The sequence below is a fragment of the Viridibacillus soli genome (assembly GCF_016612995.1).
Lineage (GTDB): Bacteria > Bacillota > Bacilli > Bacillales_A > Planococcaceae > Viridibacillus > Viridibacillus soli.
Genome location: NZ_JAEOAH010000015.1, coordinates 106,103 through 123,975, shown reverse-complemented (window position 1 = coordinate 123,975; position 17,873 = coordinate 106,103). Strand labels below are relative to the sequence as shown.

16 protein-coding genes are annotated in these 17,873 nt (G+C 37.1%); 9 read left to right on the top strand and 7 right to left on the bottom strand.

The window, feature by feature from the left end; genetic code table 11:
- Positions 1-13: 13 nt before the first annotated feature.
- Both JFL43_RS11965 and JFL43_RS11960 read left to right on the top strand, forming a co-directional pair.
- Complete coding sequence (locus JFL43_RS11965; protein WP_100795012.1) at positions 14-808, top strand: ABC transporter ATP-binding protein; 795 nt, start codon at positions 14-16, stop codon at positions 806-808.
- Positions 801-2,441: a hypothetical protein gene (locus JFL43_RS11960; RefSeq protein ID WP_200749221.1), complete on the top strand. Its 1,641-nt coding sequence runs from the start codon at positions 801-803 to the stop codon at positions 2,439-2,441. Before JFL43_RS11965 ends, JFL43_RS11960 begins: the two co-directional genes overlap by 8 nt.
- Before the next feature lie 13 nt (positions 2,442-2,454).
- Here JFL43_RS11960 and JFL43_RS11955 read toward each other — a convergent pair whose 3' ends face one another.
- Complete coding sequence (locus tag JFL43_RS11955; protein ID WP_200749220.1) at positions 2,455-2,745, bottom strand: hypothetical protein; 291 nt, start codon at positions 2,743-2,745, stop codon at positions 2,455-2,457.
- 179 nt (positions 2,746-2,924) lie between these two features.
- On the opposite strand from JFL43_RS11955, the gene JFL43_RS23060 reads away from it, so the two are divergent.
- From JFL43_RS23060 to nhaC, 3 genes are all read left to right on the top strand, one after another.
- Positions 2,925-3,059: a hypothetical protein gene (locus tag JFL43_RS23060; protein ID WP_267907792.1), complete on the top strand. Its 135-nt coding sequence runs from the start codon at positions 2,925-2,927 to the stop codon at positions 3,057-3,059.
- Between the two features lie 130 nt (positions 3,060-3,189).
- Positions 3,190-4,290, top strand: coding sequence for an amidohydrolase (locus JFL43_RS11950; protein ID WP_200749219.1), 1,101 nt, complete (start codon positions 3,190-3,192; stop codon positions 4,288-4,290).
- Between the two features lie 210 nt (positions 4,291-4,500).
- Positions 4,501-5,952: a Na+/H+ antiporter NhaC gene (gene nhaC, locus JFL43_RS11945; RefSeq protein ID WP_200749218.1), complete on the top strand. Its 1,452-nt coding sequence runs from the start codon at positions 4,501-4,503 to the stop codon at positions 5,950-5,952.
- Between the two features lie 49 nt (positions 5,953-6,001).
- Here the strand turns inward: nhaC and JFL43_RS11940 are convergent, their stop codons facing one another.
- Positions 6,002-7,246, bottom strand: a complete 1,245-nt coding sequence (locus JFL43_RS11940; protein ID WP_200749217.1) for a hypothetical protein — start codon at positions 7,244-7,246, stop codon at positions 6,002-6,004.
- A 100-nt stretch (positions 7,247-7,346) separates the two neighbouring features.
- On the opposite strand from JFL43_RS11940, the gene JFL43_RS11935 reads away from it, so the two are divergent.
- From JFL43_RS11935 to rbsK, 4 genes are all read left to right on the top strand, one after another.
- Positions 7,347-8,456, top strand: coding sequence for a mandelate racemase/muconate lactonizing enzyme family protein (locus tag JFL43_RS11935; RefSeq protein ID WP_200749216.1), 1,110 nt, complete (start codon positions 7,347-7,349; stop codon positions 8,454-8,456).
- Positions 8,457-8,475: 19 nt separating this feature from the next.
- A complete protein-coding gene (locus JFL43_RS11930) occupies positions 8,476-9,159 on the top strand; it encodes a GNAT family N-acetyltransferase (RefSeq protein ID WP_200749215.1) in 684 nt (227 codons plus the stop codon).
- Between the two features lie 189 nt (positions 9,160-9,348).
- Positions 9,349-10,308 (top strand): nucleoside hydrolase, encoded by a 960-nt coding sequence (locus JFL43_RS11925; protein WP_200749214.1) that lies wholly within the window; start codon positions 9,349-9,351, stop codon positions 10,306-10,308.
- A gap of 219 nt (positions 10,309-10,527) precedes the next feature.
- A complete protein-coding gene (gene rbsK / locus JFL43_RS11920) occupies positions 10,528-11,421 on the top strand; it encodes a ribokinase (RefSeq protein WP_200749213.1) in 894 nt (297 codons plus the stop codon).
- A 130-nt stretch (positions 11,422-11,551) separates the two neighbouring features.
- Here rbsK and JFL43_RS11915 read toward each other — a convergent pair whose 3' ends face one another.
- The 5 genes from JFL43_RS11915 to JFL43_RS11895 all read right to left on the bottom strand — a co-directional run bounded on the left by JFL43_RS11915 (position 11,552) and on the right by JFL43_RS11895 (position 17,861).
- Positions 11,552-11,800 (bottom strand): hypothetical protein, encoded by a 249-nt coding sequence (locus JFL43_RS11915; RefSeq protein WP_100795002.1) that lies wholly within the window; start codon positions 11,798-11,800, stop codon positions 11,552-11,554.
- A 48-nt stretch (positions 11,801-11,848) separates the two neighbouring features.
- Entirely contained in the window at positions 11,849-13,108 is a 1,260-nt protein-coding gene (locus JFL43_RS11910; RefSeq protein WP_325166675.1) for an Nramp family divalent metal transporter, read from the bottom strand.
- Between the two features lie 200 nt (positions 13,109-13,308).
- On the bottom strand, positions 13,309-14,019 hold the full coding sequence (locus JFL43_RS11905) for a Fe-S oxidoreductase (RefSeq protein WP_200749211.1): 711 nt from the start codon (positions 14,017-14,019) through the stop codon (positions 13,309-13,311).
- Between the two features lie 1,460 nt (positions 14,020-15,479).
- The gene (locus JFL43_RS11900; RefSeq protein WP_200749210.1) at positions 15,480-16,280 is read right to left on the bottom strand and encodes a CPBP family intramembrane glutamic endopeptidase; all 801 of its coding nucleotides are present in this window, start codon (positions 16,278-16,280) and stop codon (positions 15,480-15,482) included.
- 600 nt (positions 16,281-16,880) lie between these two features.
- A complete protein-coding gene (locus JFL43_RS11895; protein ID WP_200749209.1) occupies positions 16,881-17,861 on the bottom strand; it encodes a DMT family transporter in 981 nt (326 codons plus the stop codon).
- Positions 17,862-17,873: the final 12 nt, after the last annotated feature.

Genomic DNA, 17,873 nt, shown 5'->3' with positions numbered 1-17,873 from the left:
GGAGCTGTTTTTGATGATAGATCAACCCATTTTACGATTACAAAATGTTGAGATGAGCTTTGGTACTAAACAAGTATTAAATGGCATTAATCTAGAGGTTGGTAAGGGGCAAATTATTGGTTATATCGGGCCAAATGGTGCTGGGAAAAGTACCACGGTGAAGTTGATGCTTGGTCTGATTGAAGGCTATACAGGTAAAATTGAAATTTTCGGCAAAGATATTGCTGATGGCGATTATACATATAAAGGGCGAATTGGTTATGTGCCTGAAACAGCAGAGCTATATGACCATTTAACAGCCTCGGAGTATTTGACTTTTACTGGAGAAATGTACGGTTTAGGGCGCAAAGAAGCGGAGAATAAAGCATATCAACTGATGTTTCAATTTGGGTTAGAGCAAGCTTTTCATCAACGTTTGTCTTCTTTTTCAAAGGGAATGCGTCAAAAGGTGCTGATTATTTCGAGCGTATTGCATAATCCGGATTTACTTTTTTATGATGAGCCTTTAAGTGGTCTAGATGCGAATAGTGTACTCGTTGTGAAGGAGATTTTAGCGAAGCTTGCCAAGGAAGGTAAGACTGTTTTCTATTCTTCTCATATTATGGAGGTTGTTGAGAAGATTAGTGATCGGATTATACTTCTTGTTGATGGTAAGGTTGTAGCGGATGGCAGTTTTGAGGAGCTACAAGAGCAGGGTAAGGAGGGAACGCTCGAGGAAATTTTCAATCAAATGACAGGCTTTAATGAGCAAGGTGAAATTGCTGAGCGCTTTGTTGAGATTGTGAGAGAAGGTCGAGTGCATGAATGATTTTAAATCGTTAAAAGTACTGGATGTTTTTCGAGGTGTATTTGAGAAATTTGATATCGATTACCCTATTATGAGACAGATTATCCAACTGAAGCTGACGATGGATAGCCGCCGTATGCCAGCTATTTTCAATGGATACAAGCAGAAAAAAGAGAGTAATCAGTTTTTGAAATCGCTCTGGTTATATTTATTTTATGGACTTTTATTATTAACCCCATTTTTGTTTTTAAAGAGTCAATATATGTTTGCGACAAGTATGATGTTCACAATGCTAATGTTCATCACGGTTACGACAATGGTTTCGGACTTCTCAGCAGTGCTGTTGGATGTGCGGGATAAAAATATACTACAACCAAAGCCAGTTAGTAATCGCACATTAAGTGCGGCAAAATTGATGCATATCGTTATTTACTTAGTATTACTGAATGGCGCTTTTGTCGTTATTCCGTTTGCAGTAGGAGTGTACCGTTATGGACTATTTTACGGGCTTATTTTCTTAGTAAGTGTACTATTTGTAGGTAGCTTAGTCGTTGTGGTTACCGCCTTCGTTTACTTATTTATATTGCGTTTCTTTAGTGGTGAAAAGCTAAAAGATATTATTAATTATGTGCAAATCTTTTTGGCAATTGCAGTTATGCTTAGTTATCAAGTAATGGCACATTCATTTGAGCTATCACAAGTGAATATACAATATACATTTCATTGGTGGCATATATTATTACCTCCCCTTTGGTACGGTGCACCATTTGAAGTGCTACTGAATCATAATTATTCGGCATCGCTGTTTGTATTAATGGCATGTGGCATTGTCATTCCAGTGCTAGCATTACGATTATATATTAAACTGATGCCGGCATTTGAGCGCAGTTTATCAAAACTATTGAGTGATTCAGTGCGAACAAAAGGGAAGTCACGTCCGTTTGAGGAGTGGTGCGCGAAAATTTTATGCCGTGATCCTCAGGAGCGTACATTTTACCGATTTGCAGCGCTAATGATGCGTCAAGAGAGAGAATTTAAGTTAAAGGCATATCCGCAAGTTGGTTTTGCACTCGTTTTTCCGTTTGTTATGTTCTTTAATGAAGTAAGGATGTACTCTTTTAAAGAAACAATAGCTAATGAAAATGTATTTCCAGTGTATTTCAGTGCTTTGATGATTCCAACTGTTGTTCACTTACTGAGGTTTTCAGGCAAATATAAGGGCAGCTGGATTTATCGTGCAGCACCAATTAACAATGATAAAATGCTCTATAGCAGTGCGTTAAAAGCAGCAATTATGCAACTGTTCTTTCCAGCATTTATCGTTATTAGTATGGCTTTTGCATTGTTGTTTTCATGGGAGGTCATTCCAGATATAATTATTATCTTCCTTGTGGGCATTTTGATAACGTTGATTTCTTATGTGATTTTAAATGGCGAGACATATCCGTTTTCAACTTCACATGAGCTAACGCAGGATAATAATACGATGAAATTATTTATGGCTATGTTTGTTATTGGTGGTTTTGCTCTTGTTCACTTTTTTATCGCTAATATTCCATATGCAAGAGGGATTTATACGTTGTTACTAATTGCAGCGATTGTCATAGGCTGGCATGTTGTTTTTGGAAAAAAGAAAAATCATGGTCGCCCTTAGAGCGGCCGTGATTTTATTTTGTTTCTTTAAAAGAAATTGGAGTAGGTTCTAGATTCAGGTCTGGTTGGATCGGTTTATAATCTAATAGTTCATCATTGGGTAGTAATGATGTTGTACGCACTTTTTCAATTTCTAAACGTAGCTTCTCTGTTTCAGCAATAAAGCTTTGTTGTTTCAATTTTTCGAGTTCTATTTTGTTGTGTATAAAATTGTGCTTAATTTTCAGGCGGTCATTGTAGGCTTTTGTGGAAATAGCGACAATAGGAATTAGTAACGCAACAATTGGTATCCAAAAAGGACTCATAAACAATCTCCTTCGTATAAATATTCTTTTAATTAGTATACTGTAAAATGCTGGACAAGGTTTAGTATTTATGAATTGAAAGAAAATTAAAATTATTTAGGTTATAGAGGTTGATTTATTGCGAGGAACATTGTAATATTAAAAAATCAGAAAATTCAATTTTAAAAGGAGGTATGAAAATGAAGAATTCTAAATTTGAAACGTATTTAGTAGACCAGGATTTTGACTTACAAACGAAGGATGTAAAGTATGAGGAAAGTTGCTATGAGTATGATAGAGAGCAATATCCAGAAGGCTTTTTCACAGAACTATAGTAAATGAACAGCCGATTTCCAGGGCTGTTTTTTTATTGAAAAAAAATAATTATACCTGCATATGATAACGTAATTGGATAGAACTCTAGGCAATTTTGCAGTATGATGTGATTCAGATGGGGTGTTATACATGACAATTGATGAACAAATATTAAATTGGTTTGAACATTTTCATGCAAATCCTGAAATTAGCTGGGAAGAACATGAGACAACGAAAAAATTAGCATCTATTTTAGATGAGCTGAACATTTCTTATCGACTTCTCGGTGATGTCCCAGGCTTATTGGCAGAAATCGGCGAAGGGGAAGATATTGTCGCAGTACGTGCTGATATTGATGCATTATGGCAAGAGGTTGACGGGGAGTGGCGCGCAAATCATTCATGTGGCCATGATGCCAATATATCGATGGTTTTAGGTGCTCTTTTACATTTAAAAGATCAGCCATTAAATCATCGTATACGTTTCATATTCCAGCCTGCTGAGGAAAAAGGAAACGGTGCGGTTGCAGCTTTTGAAAGAGGTGCAGTGGAAGGAGTGTCCCATTTATTTGGTGTGCATTTACGCCCGATTGAAGAACTTCCGTTAGGCCATGTATCACCGGCTATTCACCACGGAGCAGCTGTATTTTTAGAAGGCTCAATTCACGGTACAGATGCACATGGCGCACGTCCTCATCAAGGGCAAAATGCTATCGATGTTGCAGTAGCTGTTCAACAAATGGTGAAGAATATTTATGTATCGCCTTTTGAACCACATTCAGTGAAATTAACGAAAATTGTTGCAGATGGTGGGAGTATTAACATTATTCCTGGTGGAGCAACTTTCACAATGGATGTACGTGCACAGAAAAACGTTGTATTAAAAGAGATACAATCACATGTTGAACATGGATTAGAAGCAATCAAGCAACAATTTAATGTAGATATTACTTGGAACTGGGCGGACTTAACACCAGGTGCAGAAGTATCTCTGGAGGCTGCAAAAATGGCGCAAGAGGCGATTATTGACGTGCTAGGTAAAGAACATTTAGCATCACCAGTTGTAACACCTGGCAGTGATGATTTCCATTTTTATACCGTTTTGAAGCCGGAGTTAAAAGCGACAATGATCGGTATTGGAGCTAATTTAGCACCAGGCTTACATCATCCTAAAATGACTTTCGAAAAAGAGTCATTACTAGACGCTGCCAAAGTATTGGCGAAAGTACTATCAAAAACTCTAGCGAAATAATTTAAGAACCTATGCGAAGTAAATCTTTGCATAGGTTTTTTATTTTTCAGGAATATAATTAGGTGAATTTATCTAGTTTATGTGCAGGAAATGCTAGCGCTTTCAAAAAAAGGTTTGACTCAAAAAGAAGTGGCTATTACTATTATTATAATAGTGATTATTTATAGACTATTCTAAACAATTCATATTTTCACAAAGGGGTTTTGCTGAATGAAAAAGGAGATTAGTGCAGGTTGGGCTGGTTTAACATTTTTGATTATGATTATGACGATGTTAGTAACCGTTGTTATGTTAAAACAAAGTCCACATGTGCCCTTAATTGTGGGGACAATTGTAGCGGCGATTATTGCATGGAAGCATGGTTATAAATGGATAGAAATTGAAGGCATGATGTATAAGGGGATACGTCTTGCATTACCTGCAATTGTAATAATTATGTTAGTCGGATTAACCATTGGTGCCTGGATTGGTGGCGGGGTCGTAGCAACGATGATTTTTTATGGCTTGAAGATTATTTCACCAGCATGGTTTTTAGTAACGATTATGATCATCTGTTCAGTTGTATCACTTGCTATTGGTAGTTCATGGTCGACGATGGCTACAATTGGTGTAGCTGGAATGGGTATTGGTTTGAGTATGGGGATTCCTGCTGCAATGATTGCAGGCGCGGTTATTTCTGGCTCTTATTTCGGTGACAAAATGTCTCCACTTTCTGATACAACGAACTTAGCTGCGGGCTTAACAGATACAAATTTGTTTGATCATATTAAGCATATGTTTTATACAACAATTCCTGCATTAATTATTTCATTAGTTGTTTTTGGCATTTTAGGTCGTCAGTTTGCATCATCTTCAATGAATGTTGAAAAAATTGAAGGAACATTAAGTGTTTTACAAGAAAGCTTTGTTATTTCTCCATGGTTACTATTAGTACCGGTAATGGTAATTGTATTAGTGGCAAAAAAGGTGCCTGCAATACCAGCTTTAATTATTGGGATTTTACTAGGCTTTATCGCGCAAATTTTCGTGCAGGGCGGAGCACCAGCAGATGCAGTGAATGCTTTGCAAGAAGGATTTAAACTAGAAACTGACAATGAAATGGTCTATGAATTGTTTAATCGTGGTGGTTTAGATTCAATGATGTTCACTGTCTCAATGACTTTAGTTGCGATGACTTTTGGCGGTGTATTGGAGTATTCTGGTATGCTTCAATCAATGATGAATATTATTGTGAAAGCAGCAAAATCAACGGGCAGTTTAGTAGCTGCGACAATTGCTTCTTGTATTACAACAAATGCAACTTGTTCAGAGCAATACATATCAATCGTTGTACCATCTCGTATGTTCGTCAAGGTTTATAGAGATAGAGGTTTACATTCTAAAAATCTCTCGCGCACATTGGAGGATGGAGGTACTTTAACTTCGGTATTTTTCCCATGGAATACATGCGGTGTATTTATACTAGCGACGCTTGGTGTAAGCGCTTTAGAGTATGCACCGTATGCGATTTTGAATTTTACTGTACCAATTCTTTCAATAATTTACGGCTATACTGGTTTTTCTATCGTTAAGCTAACTCCCGAAGAACAGGAATTATTAAAAGGGAAAGGAGAAAAATTAAAAGAGGACGATAGTATGAACAATATGCCTGTACTAGATTAATAGATAATCAAAGCCTTCTAGAGTTTTAAATTTCTAGAAGGCTTTGATTTCAAAGGTAGGTCGAAAAATTCAACTCATATAATCCACGAGGTCTTCCCTGTTGGTAGGTCATTTCCTCTCCAACGATTTTAGCATAGTCGTGTTCAACAAGTTTTTTCAAAATACGCTCGGTTGTACGGCGTGTCACTTGTAAGTATTCCGATAAATCATGAGCTGTAAATTGTAACGACTGTCTTGCTTTACTAAAGGCCATAATTTTCGAAATGTTGAGTGGGCTAAGTTTTGTTTCTTTTGCCATATGAACGACATAAGGATCTTTTGTTTGTAATGATAATGTTGTGGTTACTTTAGGGAAAGGTCCTTGAAGTTCTTTGTTTTCATTCAAGATAGAAATAGCATTAGGTGACGCATAGTGTAGGGCTTGTTGGGCATTTTTTTGTGCTTCTAAAATTGATTCACCGTAGCCAAAAACGAGCTTTACAGGTTGCTTCGAATTAGTAAAGAATGATTCAAGCTGATTTTGATCGAGTGCTTTTTGCAAATGGCCATATGTCGTAAATAATTCATAACGACTAGCATTCACTAGTTGATAAGAAGCATGAATTGTAGCGGCCAACTGTTCTATGGTTGTAATTGTATTGTCGTGGGTTTCATGCAATTCAATAAGGCCAGCGACAGCTTTTGCAGATTCGGATTTCGTTAGTTGCGATAATGATTTTGCTTCATCAAGGCGACGAATAATCGAACTTTTTGGATCAAGCATACGCATGACAGGAATGCCTAATGTAGTTAACTCATCATGAATCGCGTGTATACTTGTGATGACTAAATCAATTTGTTGTGCTTGCCACAGTGCAATATGATTCTTGAGCAATTGCTCAGTTGGTGTAGTTAAATCGATTTGCTGTATGAATGGTACTGCATCTTCGTATTGGATATCATGCAAAACGTTATGAATAAATGCAGGGTTCATCACATCAATCGACAGTCGATTAATTGTCACGGTACGTTTTGAAATGGCGGTTAAAAGAGTCGTCGAAATCGTCGTTTCATCTTGTTTTAAATACGTCCAAGGAATCGGCCATTGTCGCAATAAGTGTTTGGCATATAAATAAGGCAACGTACCTGCCAATAACAACACATCACAAGGTTTCACTTGCTTCATCAAGCTAGATGTTTCTTCGTATGAATTATAAATATAAAAATCTAATTGAATATGTGGCACTTCATGTGCGATACTAGTAAGACGATTCATAAAAGCCTTTGAGCAAATAACTGCTATTTTTGTTGGCATAGAGTGCAGCTCCTTTATTATATTTTTTATACAATTAGCGACTATTTAACGACAACTATATCAGCAGTGAAATAACTTGTAAAGAAAAGAGTGAAATAAAATGAAAATTACCGAAATTGAAATTTTTGCTATAGAATTACCATTGATCGAACCGTTTATTATTAGCTATGACACATATCCAACAATGCCGTCTATTATCGTGAAAATGACAACGGATGAAGGTATAGTAGGCTACGGTGAAGCTGTGCCGGATGAGCATGTTACAGGTGAGACTTGGGAAAGCACATACGCAGTATTAAAAAATCAACTGGCACCATTAATGATTGGTCAAGATCCAATGGCATTCGAAAAGATCCATGTAATGATGGATAAGGCTGTGTACCAAGTCCCTGCCGCAAAAGCAGCAATTGATATCGCTTGCTTTGATATCGCAGGAAAAAAATTAAATGTACCTGTCTATCAACTAATTGGTGGGCGTTATCATGAGAAATTCCCAATCACACATGTATTAAGCATTGGGACTCCTGAAAAAATGGCCAATGAAGCGGAAGATTGTGTGAAGCAGGGCTACCGTTCATTCAAAATGAAAGTCGGCACGGAAGTAATGAAGGACGTAGAACGCATTCAAGCAGTACGTGACCGCGTTGGTTTTGACATTGCAATCCGTGTAGATGTTAACCAAGGTTGGAATAACAGTGCAACAACTTTACGAGGTTTACGTGCATTACGTGACGTTGATTTAGATTGGTTAGAGCAACCAGTTATAGCAGACGATATTGATGCAATGGTAGAAATAAAGTCAAAAACAGATATACCATTAATGATTGATGAAGGTTTACATGGCGTAAAAGAAATGCGTGAAATCATTGCCAAACGAGCAGCTGATAAAATAAATATTAAACTGATGAAATGTGGCGGTATTTACCCTGCAATGAAGCTAGCAAATATGGCTGAAATGGCAGGAATTGAATGCCAAATCGGCTCAATGGTTGAATCATCAATTGGCTCTGCAGCAGGCTTCCACGTTGCCTTCTCGAAAAAAATTATGACAAGTGTCGAGTTAACAGGACCATTAAAATTCTCTAAAGATGTTGGTAACTTAAAATATGATGTACCGTTCATTTGTTTAACGGAGCGCCCAGGACTAGGCGTTGATGTAGATGAAGCTGTACTACAAGAACTTTGCCACTACTCACATGTCGTGAAATAGCAACTAGAGGAGGACTTCGATGAACAGCATATATAAAGGTCAGCTAAGTGAAACACCCTTTGATATAAGCTTATTGTCAAATGAGCATTTACCAGCATTGCAACAGTTGCAAACAATTGTCTATAACGCACTGCCTGATCAAACCGTACTACAGCCCCTAACACAAGAGGAATTTGAAAATATTCTTGGTGGCAACGGCTTAATGATTGGCGCATTCGTAGCAAATGAGCTTATAGCTTTTCGCGCATTACTTGAGCCAGATATTGATGATGAACATCTTGGTCGTGATTGCGGTGTAGCAGAATCAGAATTATCACGTGTGTTATATCAAGAAATTTCAAATGTGTCTCCTAATTATCGTGGCTTTGGGCTACAAAAAACATTGGCTAGAGTCATTATGGAACAGGTAGATGTGGGTCGCTTTGACTATATTTGTGCAACAGTGAAGCCATTCAACATCCCAAGCTTAAAGGATAAATTTTCTCAAGGTATGATGGTTGCTGCTTTGAAATTAAAATATGAAGGCAAGCTTCGTTATGTATTTTTCAAAAAAACGGCTGAAGAGAATTTGCCTTTCAGTGAGGCATGCCATGTATTAATGAGTGATACAGCAGAGCAACAACGATTATTGAAAGAAGGCTGGCTTGGCGTACAGCTATTCATGGTGAATGACGACTGGCTTGTGGAGTATAAAAGAACTTAACTAGTATTGGCCATTTCTGATAAAAGAAGTGGCTTTTTTTATAGAGAAAATGGTAGAAATAAAGATAAATAAAATTTAAGGCCCTCACCAAATGAGGAGATAAGCTTCAAAAAAGGTTACAATATTTATTGAAGAAAACGCAGGATTACTATGAAACAATAGTAGTATCCGTAATGAGGAGTGAATGTGTTGAAAAAAATCCCTGTTATTCTAGACTGTGATCCAGGAATCGATGATGCCATGATGTTAACGCTGGCTTTTGCGAGACCAGAATTAGACATTCGTCTTGTAACAACTGAAGCTGGAAACTTATCACAAGATAAAACAACTTATAACGCACTTAGTTTTTTAACTTATATTAAACAAGATGTTGAAGTAGCTAGAGGTCTTGATGCGCCTATGTTCCGCACATTGGAAGTGGCTGAAGATATTCATGGTGAGGGTGGCTTAGGCAATGTGAAATGGGCAGAGCCAACTTTACAAGCAAGTGAGCGCTCAGCTGTAAATGCCATTCGTGAGACGCTACTATCTAGCGATGAGCCAATTATAATTGTAGCGACAGGCCCACTAACAAATGTAGCAGCGTTATTATTTGCACATCCAGAAGTTAAACCGAAAATTAAAATGATTTCATGGATGGGGGGAGCTGCTGTAGGTGGTAATATGTCAACAACTGCTGAGTTCAATGCTTTTGTTGATCCACATGCTGTAGAATTAGTTTTCCGTTCAGGTCTACCGATTGTTATGAGTGGTTTAGATGTAACACATAAAGCATATATTACCCTTGATGAAATGGTGCGATTAAGCAAGTCAGGTACTCCGTTTGCTGAAAAAGTCGCTGAGATGATGAAATTCTATACATTCACACAATCACAAACACCTTTCCATACACCTCATTTTGAAGAGCAAATTCGAGTTCATGATGTATGTGCAGTTGCTTATTTAGTTGAGCCAGAGTTATTCCAAGGCGGAGACTATTTTGTAGAAGTAGAGTTGGAAGGGCGTTTAACAGCGGGTTCGACAATTGTCGATTATGTAGGGAAAACAGGTAAGGCGCCAAATGTTAAAGTACTTCATACAGTTAATCGTGAAGGATTTATCGAATTATTCTTTAGTGCTGTAAACACAATCGGAAAACAACTAGTATAATTGCGAAGTATTTATAAACTACTGGATATCTATTTGGATATTGAGTAGTTTTTCTTTCAATTAGTAGAATTATTTTGTTCTATAGATACATTTAGAAATAAACTGATTAAAGCCATCCCTAGTTGCAAATTAGTATTCTTAACTGAAGGGGTATAAAAAAGGCTTAACTATTAGCAGCGATTTTAGAAAAAGTCATGCCATAAAGGAGTGAAGTGAATTATGACTAAAAACATTATCGTAGCGGGTAGTATTAATATCGACCTTGTATATGCAGTTCCCCATATCGTAAAAGAAGGTGAAACAATTCATAGTACAAAACATGATTTGTTTTTCGGTGGAAAAGGGGCTAACCAGGCTGTCACTGCAGGGCAGCTAGGTGCTGATGTTAAATTTGTTGGGAGCGTTGGGGCTGATGATCACGGCATTCGTGCGAAAGAGAACATGGAGAGAAAGGGTGTTAATACTGAAGCTATTTCTTCTCAAGGAGCAACAGGCCAAGCAATTATTCAGCTTTCTGATGTAGGCGAAAATTCAATTGTCCTATTCCCTGGAGCTAATTTTCTTGTGACACCTGAGCAAATCAAGGAGTCAAAAGGTATTTTTGAAACAAGTGATATATTGTTATTACAGTTGGAGATTCCTATAGAAGCAGTAGAACAGGCTGCGAAACTTGCATATGAAAACGGTACGAAAATTATCTTGAATCCAGCACCTGCACGTGATATTCCAAACTCGTTGTTACAAAAGGTATCGATTCTAACACCTAATGAAACAGAACTTGAGTTACTAACAGGTATTGCAGCCGACTCGGAAGAAAATTTGCGTAAGGCATGTCATGTCATGTTAGAGAAGGGTGTAAATGCAGTTGTTGTTACGCTCGGAAGTAAAGGTGCATTTTATATGACTTCCGAAGAAAGTGGATTTGTAGCAGCTCAGGTGGCAGAGGCCGTTGATACGACAGGGGCAGGAGATTCTTTCAACGGGGCTTTAGCAGTTGCATTATGTCATGAAGATTCACTGATAGAGGCTATTACATATGCTACAATCGTAGCGGCATTTGTTGTAACGAGAATGGGAGCTCAACCAGACATCCCGAAAGAATTTATTCGGTAATTTATTTTTAGTTGTAGGAACAGCTATCAAAAAGAATAAGCAAAAGCCGTACATAAAGTATTTGTATATACTTTATGTACGGTTTTATTTTATCCAATTTGCTATCCAATACTTAGAGAGATAGTCATCCTTAAGTTTCTGTATCTTCCTTCGAACGTGTGTATTTACGTATAGTAGATGAAGTTGATTTTGTTCCGTGATGATTGTCTTCATCTTTTACTAAGTCATTTAACTCTTCAACAGGAATGGCATCGACGGTTCGCATATCCTCATGTAAATCGAACAAGCTAATAGAATCTGTAGCGACGACATCAGGATTATCCAAATAAGGCATCTCAGTAAAAATCTTTTTATCATCGGGAATCGGCGGTCTTTCCATTTCATCACACTCCTTTATAACAAGCAGTGTGCTCGAAACAGTTTCTGATTATGCACCAAAAGCCATTTGAAAAAGTAAATATAAATTTAAGAAGATGACTATTGCCGCGACAATCCAACCTAGAATCGTTGTTACTTTGTGATTGGTGAGTTCGCCCATAATCTTTTTATTACTCGTAAAGATGATTAAAGGAACGAGTGCAAAGGCGATGCCAAATGATAAAATTACTTGGCTCAAAACGAGTGCGTATGTTGCATTAACACCAAATGCAATAACTGCTAGTGGAGGCATCATTGTAATAGCGCGGCGTAAATAAATAGGGATTTTTCTACGAATGAATCCTTGCATAACGATATCACCAGCCATCGTACCGACAGAAGAGCTCGCTAGACCTGCAATCAATAATCCAAGTCCAAATGAAATGCCAGCCAGTGGGCCAATTGCTTGAGTTAAGCCATTGAATGCTACATCTAAATCCTCAACAGCAATACCTTCTTTAAAGAAAACAGCAGCCGCTATGACCAACATACTCATATTAATCGCACCCGCAATCACCATGGCGATAACGATATCGATCAATTCAAAATGGAAAATCTTCCGCTTTTCTTCATTAGTGCGTCCAATAACCCGACTTTGTGTTAATGAAGAGTGTAAATAAATTGCATGTGGCATAACAGTTGCACCTAAAATACCGGTAGCAAGTAAAATAGAATCCACACCTTCAAAGCGTGGTGTGAAAATGCCTGAAATGACACTACCCATGTCTGGTTTCGCCATAAATGTTTGGAAGGCGAATGCTATTACAACGATTAAAACCATCCCAGATATACCTGCTTCAAATGCACGATAACCACGGCGCTGTAATTCTAAAATAGCAAATGAGCCAACTGCTGTAATGAGAGCTGCCGGAAGCATCGGAATGCCAAATATTAAATATAAACCAAGAGCTGCACCGATAAATTCAGCTAGATCGGTCGCCATAATGACGAGCTCAGCCTGTATCCATAAAACCACAGATGTTTTTTTAGAAAAACGATCACGTGCAACTTCCGGTAAGTTTCGTCCAGTAGCAATTCCTAGTTTTGCAGAAAGAGATTGAATAAGAACGGCCATTAAGTTGGAAACGGCGATTACCCATAATAGTAAATAGCCGTATTCAGAACCGGCTGTAATATTTGTTGCAAAGTTACCTGGATCTATATATGCGACGGCAGCGATAAAAGCAGGACCTAGAAAGGGTAAAATTCGTCTGAAACCTTTCACATCACCCCTTAACACAGCTTCAGCGGTAGGTCCTTGAAAACGTATAAAACCATCGTTCTCTCTATTTTTCACCACAGTTTCCCCTCACCCCATAAATTGTCGTGTAAACAAAAATGTTTCCTTAGAGAAAGAATATACACTCTTAGTTTATACTGAAATTGGAAATTGTAAAGGGTAATTTATCCTGTAATTTATAAAAAACGCCATTTTTTTCTAACTGTTCTTCATATATTTATAAAAGGCCCTTATTTTAAAGGGCAGAAACCGCATTGCATCCAACCTGGAATATCTTTTGAGAAACAACATGTTTTACGAACTGGCATATTGATTAATTTAGATGGGTGTTGGCAGCCAGTATATTTTGCAAAATTGGAATGAGATGCGAAATTAGCCCATACTTTATCATCCTCCAAAATGTCTAAATCAATACGTGCCGGATCTTCAGTTCCTGGATTTGAAAGTAGCGTATGGAAATGCCAAAGCATATAGCCAAAAATATTTTCCCATAGCATTAATGGGGAAACGGACGTAATTTTACGTAGCTGCTGGATGATTTCATGACACTGTGTCAGCAAGATATGCTCAATAACGACCTCACGCTCATCATCATTAACAACCCTCCAGTCATTTTCATTTACAAATGTGCAAAGTGCTGCCTTTCCAAATTCTTCACGCGCACCAAAATGGATAGCAGAAACCGCACTATCCCAAATTTCGTCATATGTACTAAGCATGTAAAATTGCATAGCGATGAACATGCCGTAACGTCTTGTAAAATAGGAAATGGCAATTGTTTTAGAAGTTACGCCACTGAGTGTATGCATAATATTCATAAAATCGGGAAGAAATGCATCGTCTTGCAGTTGATCCAACCGGAAGAGCACAGTAGAAGGCTCACTTGTATATACGCTATATGCGTTTAGTTGTTGTCTTTGATCTTTCGATAAAGAACCCATATAAATCACCTCTTAAAATAATATACATTAAAATTTTGAAAATTTAGTGAAATAGCGTTTGATTATTCATAAACAGAAGAACATTAACTTTAGCTAAGCCATTGATTACAGGAGAAATAGCATAAAGAGAAATATTAAATAATCAGTAGAGGGGATTATTATGGATGCTACTTTTGATCAATTTATAGATAAATATATGAGGTCTTGGAGGAATTCATCTCTTCAAGAGTTGAAAAAAATAACTTCAAAGGATTCTAATTGAATGAGTCTTATATATGGAGAATTTCGATTGTTATTTAACTGAATTTAAAAATAATTTCTATAAAAAAGCTTGACTATTTAACTGATAATGATTATCATTGTCATATAAAGAGAATATCCTCCTTTACAACATAGCAAGTAGAGAAGGAATTGAATTAGCTACTTTTCTCCAAAATTTTAGCTAAGCACTTTACTGTATTCCTAAGCCCCCCTCAAAAAGTTTAGGAGTATATCGATAAGACTGGAACGGTAGGCTTTCATCAGCTTATCGTTTTTTGTTGTGCTGGGAAATTTCCGCTATACCATCATCGAAACAGCTTTAAAACAAGGACAACATCTGATTGGTGCCCTCAAAACGAACCGTATTTTATATCCGCAAGGCATCCGGATTCAAGCGAAACAATTCGCCACTTTTATCAAAGAGGCAGACACCATCTCGTGACGATTGGGCGTGAATCGTATCGTGTGTATCGCTATGAAGGGGCACTAAACGATCTAGATCATGGTGCGCTGTTGGTCGGCCGATGAACCTATGAAGCCAGTAATATGCGTTGTTTTTTAAGTACCGATACGGAGTTAAATGACGTAGAAATTTTGAACTACTATAGTATACGTTGGCGTATTAAAACGTACTTCCAACAAGTAAAAGGATCTTGGCTTTCAGGGCGTCCAAGTCCGTAGTAAACGTGCGGTTTTACGTTACTGGTTGTTCGTCCAATTTATATATCTCTTTTTAAGTGATTTACACGGCACGATATTTACCTACGCAATCCATTTCGTACGAAAGAACAAATTCGCCAGTATCATTGAATTTCTACATACAGCCACCACAAATGGTATTTCTCTTGAACAAATCAAAAACGAGTTTCAAGTAGCCTAGGGTGCCTGTCATTTCATTTTGGATGGTGAAATATTACTTTAAATATGCTCGTTTAGAGTACAAATGTTGATATAACAGTATTCTCTTGATTTTGATACGCTCAAAACGGTGCAACTTTTTACAAACATCACGACTTTATTTCAAACAGTACAAATTTGTTTTAAACCGACTGTAAAGCAATAATAAAGTTATTTAATTTTGATATGAAAATATAAGAGCCTTGCTACATTTTATTGTAGTAAGGCTCTTTAAAGTTGTTTAATAAGAACAGCGACGCTAATTCAACAATAGCGCCATGTTTGTTGTAATACGCTTATTTTTATAACCCCACACTAGACCTTCTTTTATTCAATACCAGCAAGCATATAATTAGAATTAAATTTACAATTAAGACGATAATACTACCCTCAATTTTATAAATACCACCTGAGATTAATGAATTTCCTTGAAACGTACTGTCTAAAAGATTTGGATAATCACTTGCCACGGAAATGCCACCCAATATAATTGCTCCAACTATATTCCAAATAAAGTGAGCAATTATGGGTACTATGATTGTTCCCGTGTATTCCAATAATAATGTTATAAATACACTCGTTGAAAAAACATTTAATACTGGTAAAATACCTGCTTCAAATGCTCCACCGTGCATCGCAGTGAATAATATAGTCGTTAAAACAGTTGCCACAACAATATTATATCTTTGCTTCCATAATTGATACAAATAGCCTCTAAACAACAATTCTTGCATTGCAACGTTCAACAACAATGCCAAAATCCAAATCCATATGTGGTCAATATTATTTTGACCTTGTAAACTCATTGTTTTTGTAAGTAAAAGAACAGCAACCACACTACCCAACCATAAGACACCTATTACAACACCTGTTAAAGAACTTTTAAAGAATCTTGAACCTACGGGAATCTGAACTTTACGTTTTTCTATTACTAAAATAAAAATAATAGAGAATAAAATAACTACTGCAAGTGGGGTGAATTCCCACCATAATCGTAATAATGCCTGGTTTTCTGTTCGTAGATCAGGAGTAAAAGAAATTAAAATTACCCATCCTATAAAAAAGATAATTGTTTTTAAAATTGTACTTATCAATTTTTTCATTACTGAATCCTCTCATCCTACCCAAAGTAAACTGTGCAACAAGCTGGCCCGATTGTTGAACACAAGTTAAACAACACTGTTAAACTAACCTGCCCGTTAGCCATCTATGCAGCACAAAATAGTGCTGCACCACAGAGAATGAAAATGGTTAGAGGAGTCAATACTAGTAGTCCACCGAAACCAATAGTCTTATTAATGTACGCTCTCCTCTTTTTTTAACGATTAAGCAGGGGTCTTCTTAAGTATTGTCCTTTTTTTCTTGAAGAAATTAATTTTCATGGTAGTTTAGGTACATTTCTTCACAATCTATATGTTTATTTTAACATAAATATCCAATAAAAAAATCATCTCACCTCTATTAAATCTATAGAGGAGAGATGATTTTAATCAAATACTATTACAAATTATCAATCTATTTTATAAATAATCAAACTTTATTTCAAACCCACATTTAAACGACTTTATATTTTTTTATACAATTTTATTATTTGTGAACAAAAAAAGGATAGGTGGAGCAAATTCAAACGCTGCTCACCTAACCTTCTTTTTTACGCTTTATAATGTGTGAAATTAAATAAATCTACATTGTTATCAAGGTTTTTAACTAATTCCTTGACTTTTAATCAAAGTTTTCGGCGTGGGCGTTTGTTTTTTCTTCATAAGCATTGTGTAATAACTATGTAAGAACATTCCGATGATGATGACAGTTAAGCCGAATAGAGAAAGTGGTTCAGGTAATGGAATACCTAGGATGATCATCTCTCCGGCAATAACGAACAGAATTTCAGTCGATTGTGTTGCTTCAACTGCTGCAAGCTTTCCTTGGTTTCCACGGACGCGATCAGTAGCGATAAAGAAAAGGATTGTTGCAATAACACCTGAGCTAATCCCAACAAGAAGGGAATTAATCACTTGGCTTGTAGAAGGTAAACCGACTGTTATTACTGCAATAACAGCTAAAATGATCCAAGCAGGCAGTGATGCGATTGTCATGCCAAGAACACGTTGGAAGGTATCTAAGCGACCATCGCACACATCCATCATCCTACGGTTGCCAAGTGGATAAGCAAATGCTGCCACTATAACTGGCAAAATGCCAAGCATTAAATTCTCGGTCGAAATAGTTTTGGCACTTGGCATTTGAATTAACACAATACCTACTAAAATAATGCTCGAAATAAGCAGTGATACGAGAGGGATCTTCTGCCGTATTGTTTTCCCACCGAGCGTTATGATGAAAAAGGGGGCTAATAATACGCCGGCAACAATCGTAAATTGCCATGTACCAGATACGAGCCAACCAGGTCCATATGCTGCCGCAAATGTTAGCGGAGCATAAAATAAGACGAACCCAACAAAGCTCCATAATAGCCAAGCTCCAGGCTGTTTTTTCACTTCCTGCGTCAACGCCTGCATACCTTTACGGTACATTACGATAATGAGTAAAAAGGGAAGCATGAAAAAGTATCGTAGTGAAGAGCTCCATAGCCAACTCCCACCATCTAACTCCATCACACGATTTAAAATAAATGTTACAGCAAAAAATAATGACGCCAAGACGCCTAAAGCAATTTCCTTCACAATGCCACCTAC

Coding starts and splice junctions, on each gene's coding strand:
- JFL43_RS11905 (WP_200749211.1), bottom strand. CDS start 14,019: ATGGGTTCTTTATCGAAAGATCAAAGACAACAACTAAACGCATATAGC.
- JFL43_RS11960 (WP_200749221.1), top strand. CDS start 801: ATGAATGATTTTAAATCGTTAAAAGTACTGGATGTTTTTCGAGGTGTA.
- JFL43_RS11935 (WP_200749216.1), top strand. CDS start 7,347: ATGAAAATTACCGAAATTGAAATTTTTGCTATAGAATTACCATTGATC.
- JFL43_RS11915 (WP_100795002.1), bottom strand. CDS start 11,800: ATGGAAAGACCGCCGATTCCCGATGATAAAAAGATTTTTACTGAGATG.
- JFL43_RS11940 (WP_200749217.1), bottom strand. CDS start 7,246: ATGCCAACAAAAATAGCAGTTATTTGCTCAAAGGCTTTTATGAATCGT.
- rbsK (WP_200749213.1), top strand. CDS start 10,528: ATGACTAAAAACATTATCGTAGCGGGTAGTATTAATATCGACCTTGTA.
- nhaC (WP_200749218.1), top strand. CDS start 4,501: ATGAAAAAGGAGATTAGTGCAGGTTGGGCTGGTTTAACATTTTTGATT.
- JFL43_RS11950 (WP_200749219.1), top strand. CDS start 3,190: ATGACAATTGATGAACAAATATTAAATTGGTTTGAACATTTTCATGCA.
- JFL43_RS11965 (WP_100795012.1), top strand. CDS start 14: ATGATAGATCAACCCATTTTACGATTACAAAATGTTGAGATGAGCTTT.
- JFL43_RS11900 (WP_200749210.1), bottom strand. CDS start 16,280: ATGAAAAAATTGATAAGTACAATTTTAAAAACAATTATCTTTTTTATA.
- JFL43_RS23060 (WP_267907792.1), top strand. CDS start 2,925: ATGAAGAATTCTAAATTTGAAACGTATTTAGTAGACCAGGATTTTGAC.
- JFL43_RS11955 (WP_200749220.1), bottom strand. CDS start 2,745: ATGAGTCCTTTTTGGATACCAATTGTTGCGTTACTAATTCCTATTGTC.
- JFL43_RS11930 (WP_200749215.1), top strand. CDS start 8,476: ATGAACAGCATATATAAAGGTCAGCTAAGTGAAACACCCTTTGATATA.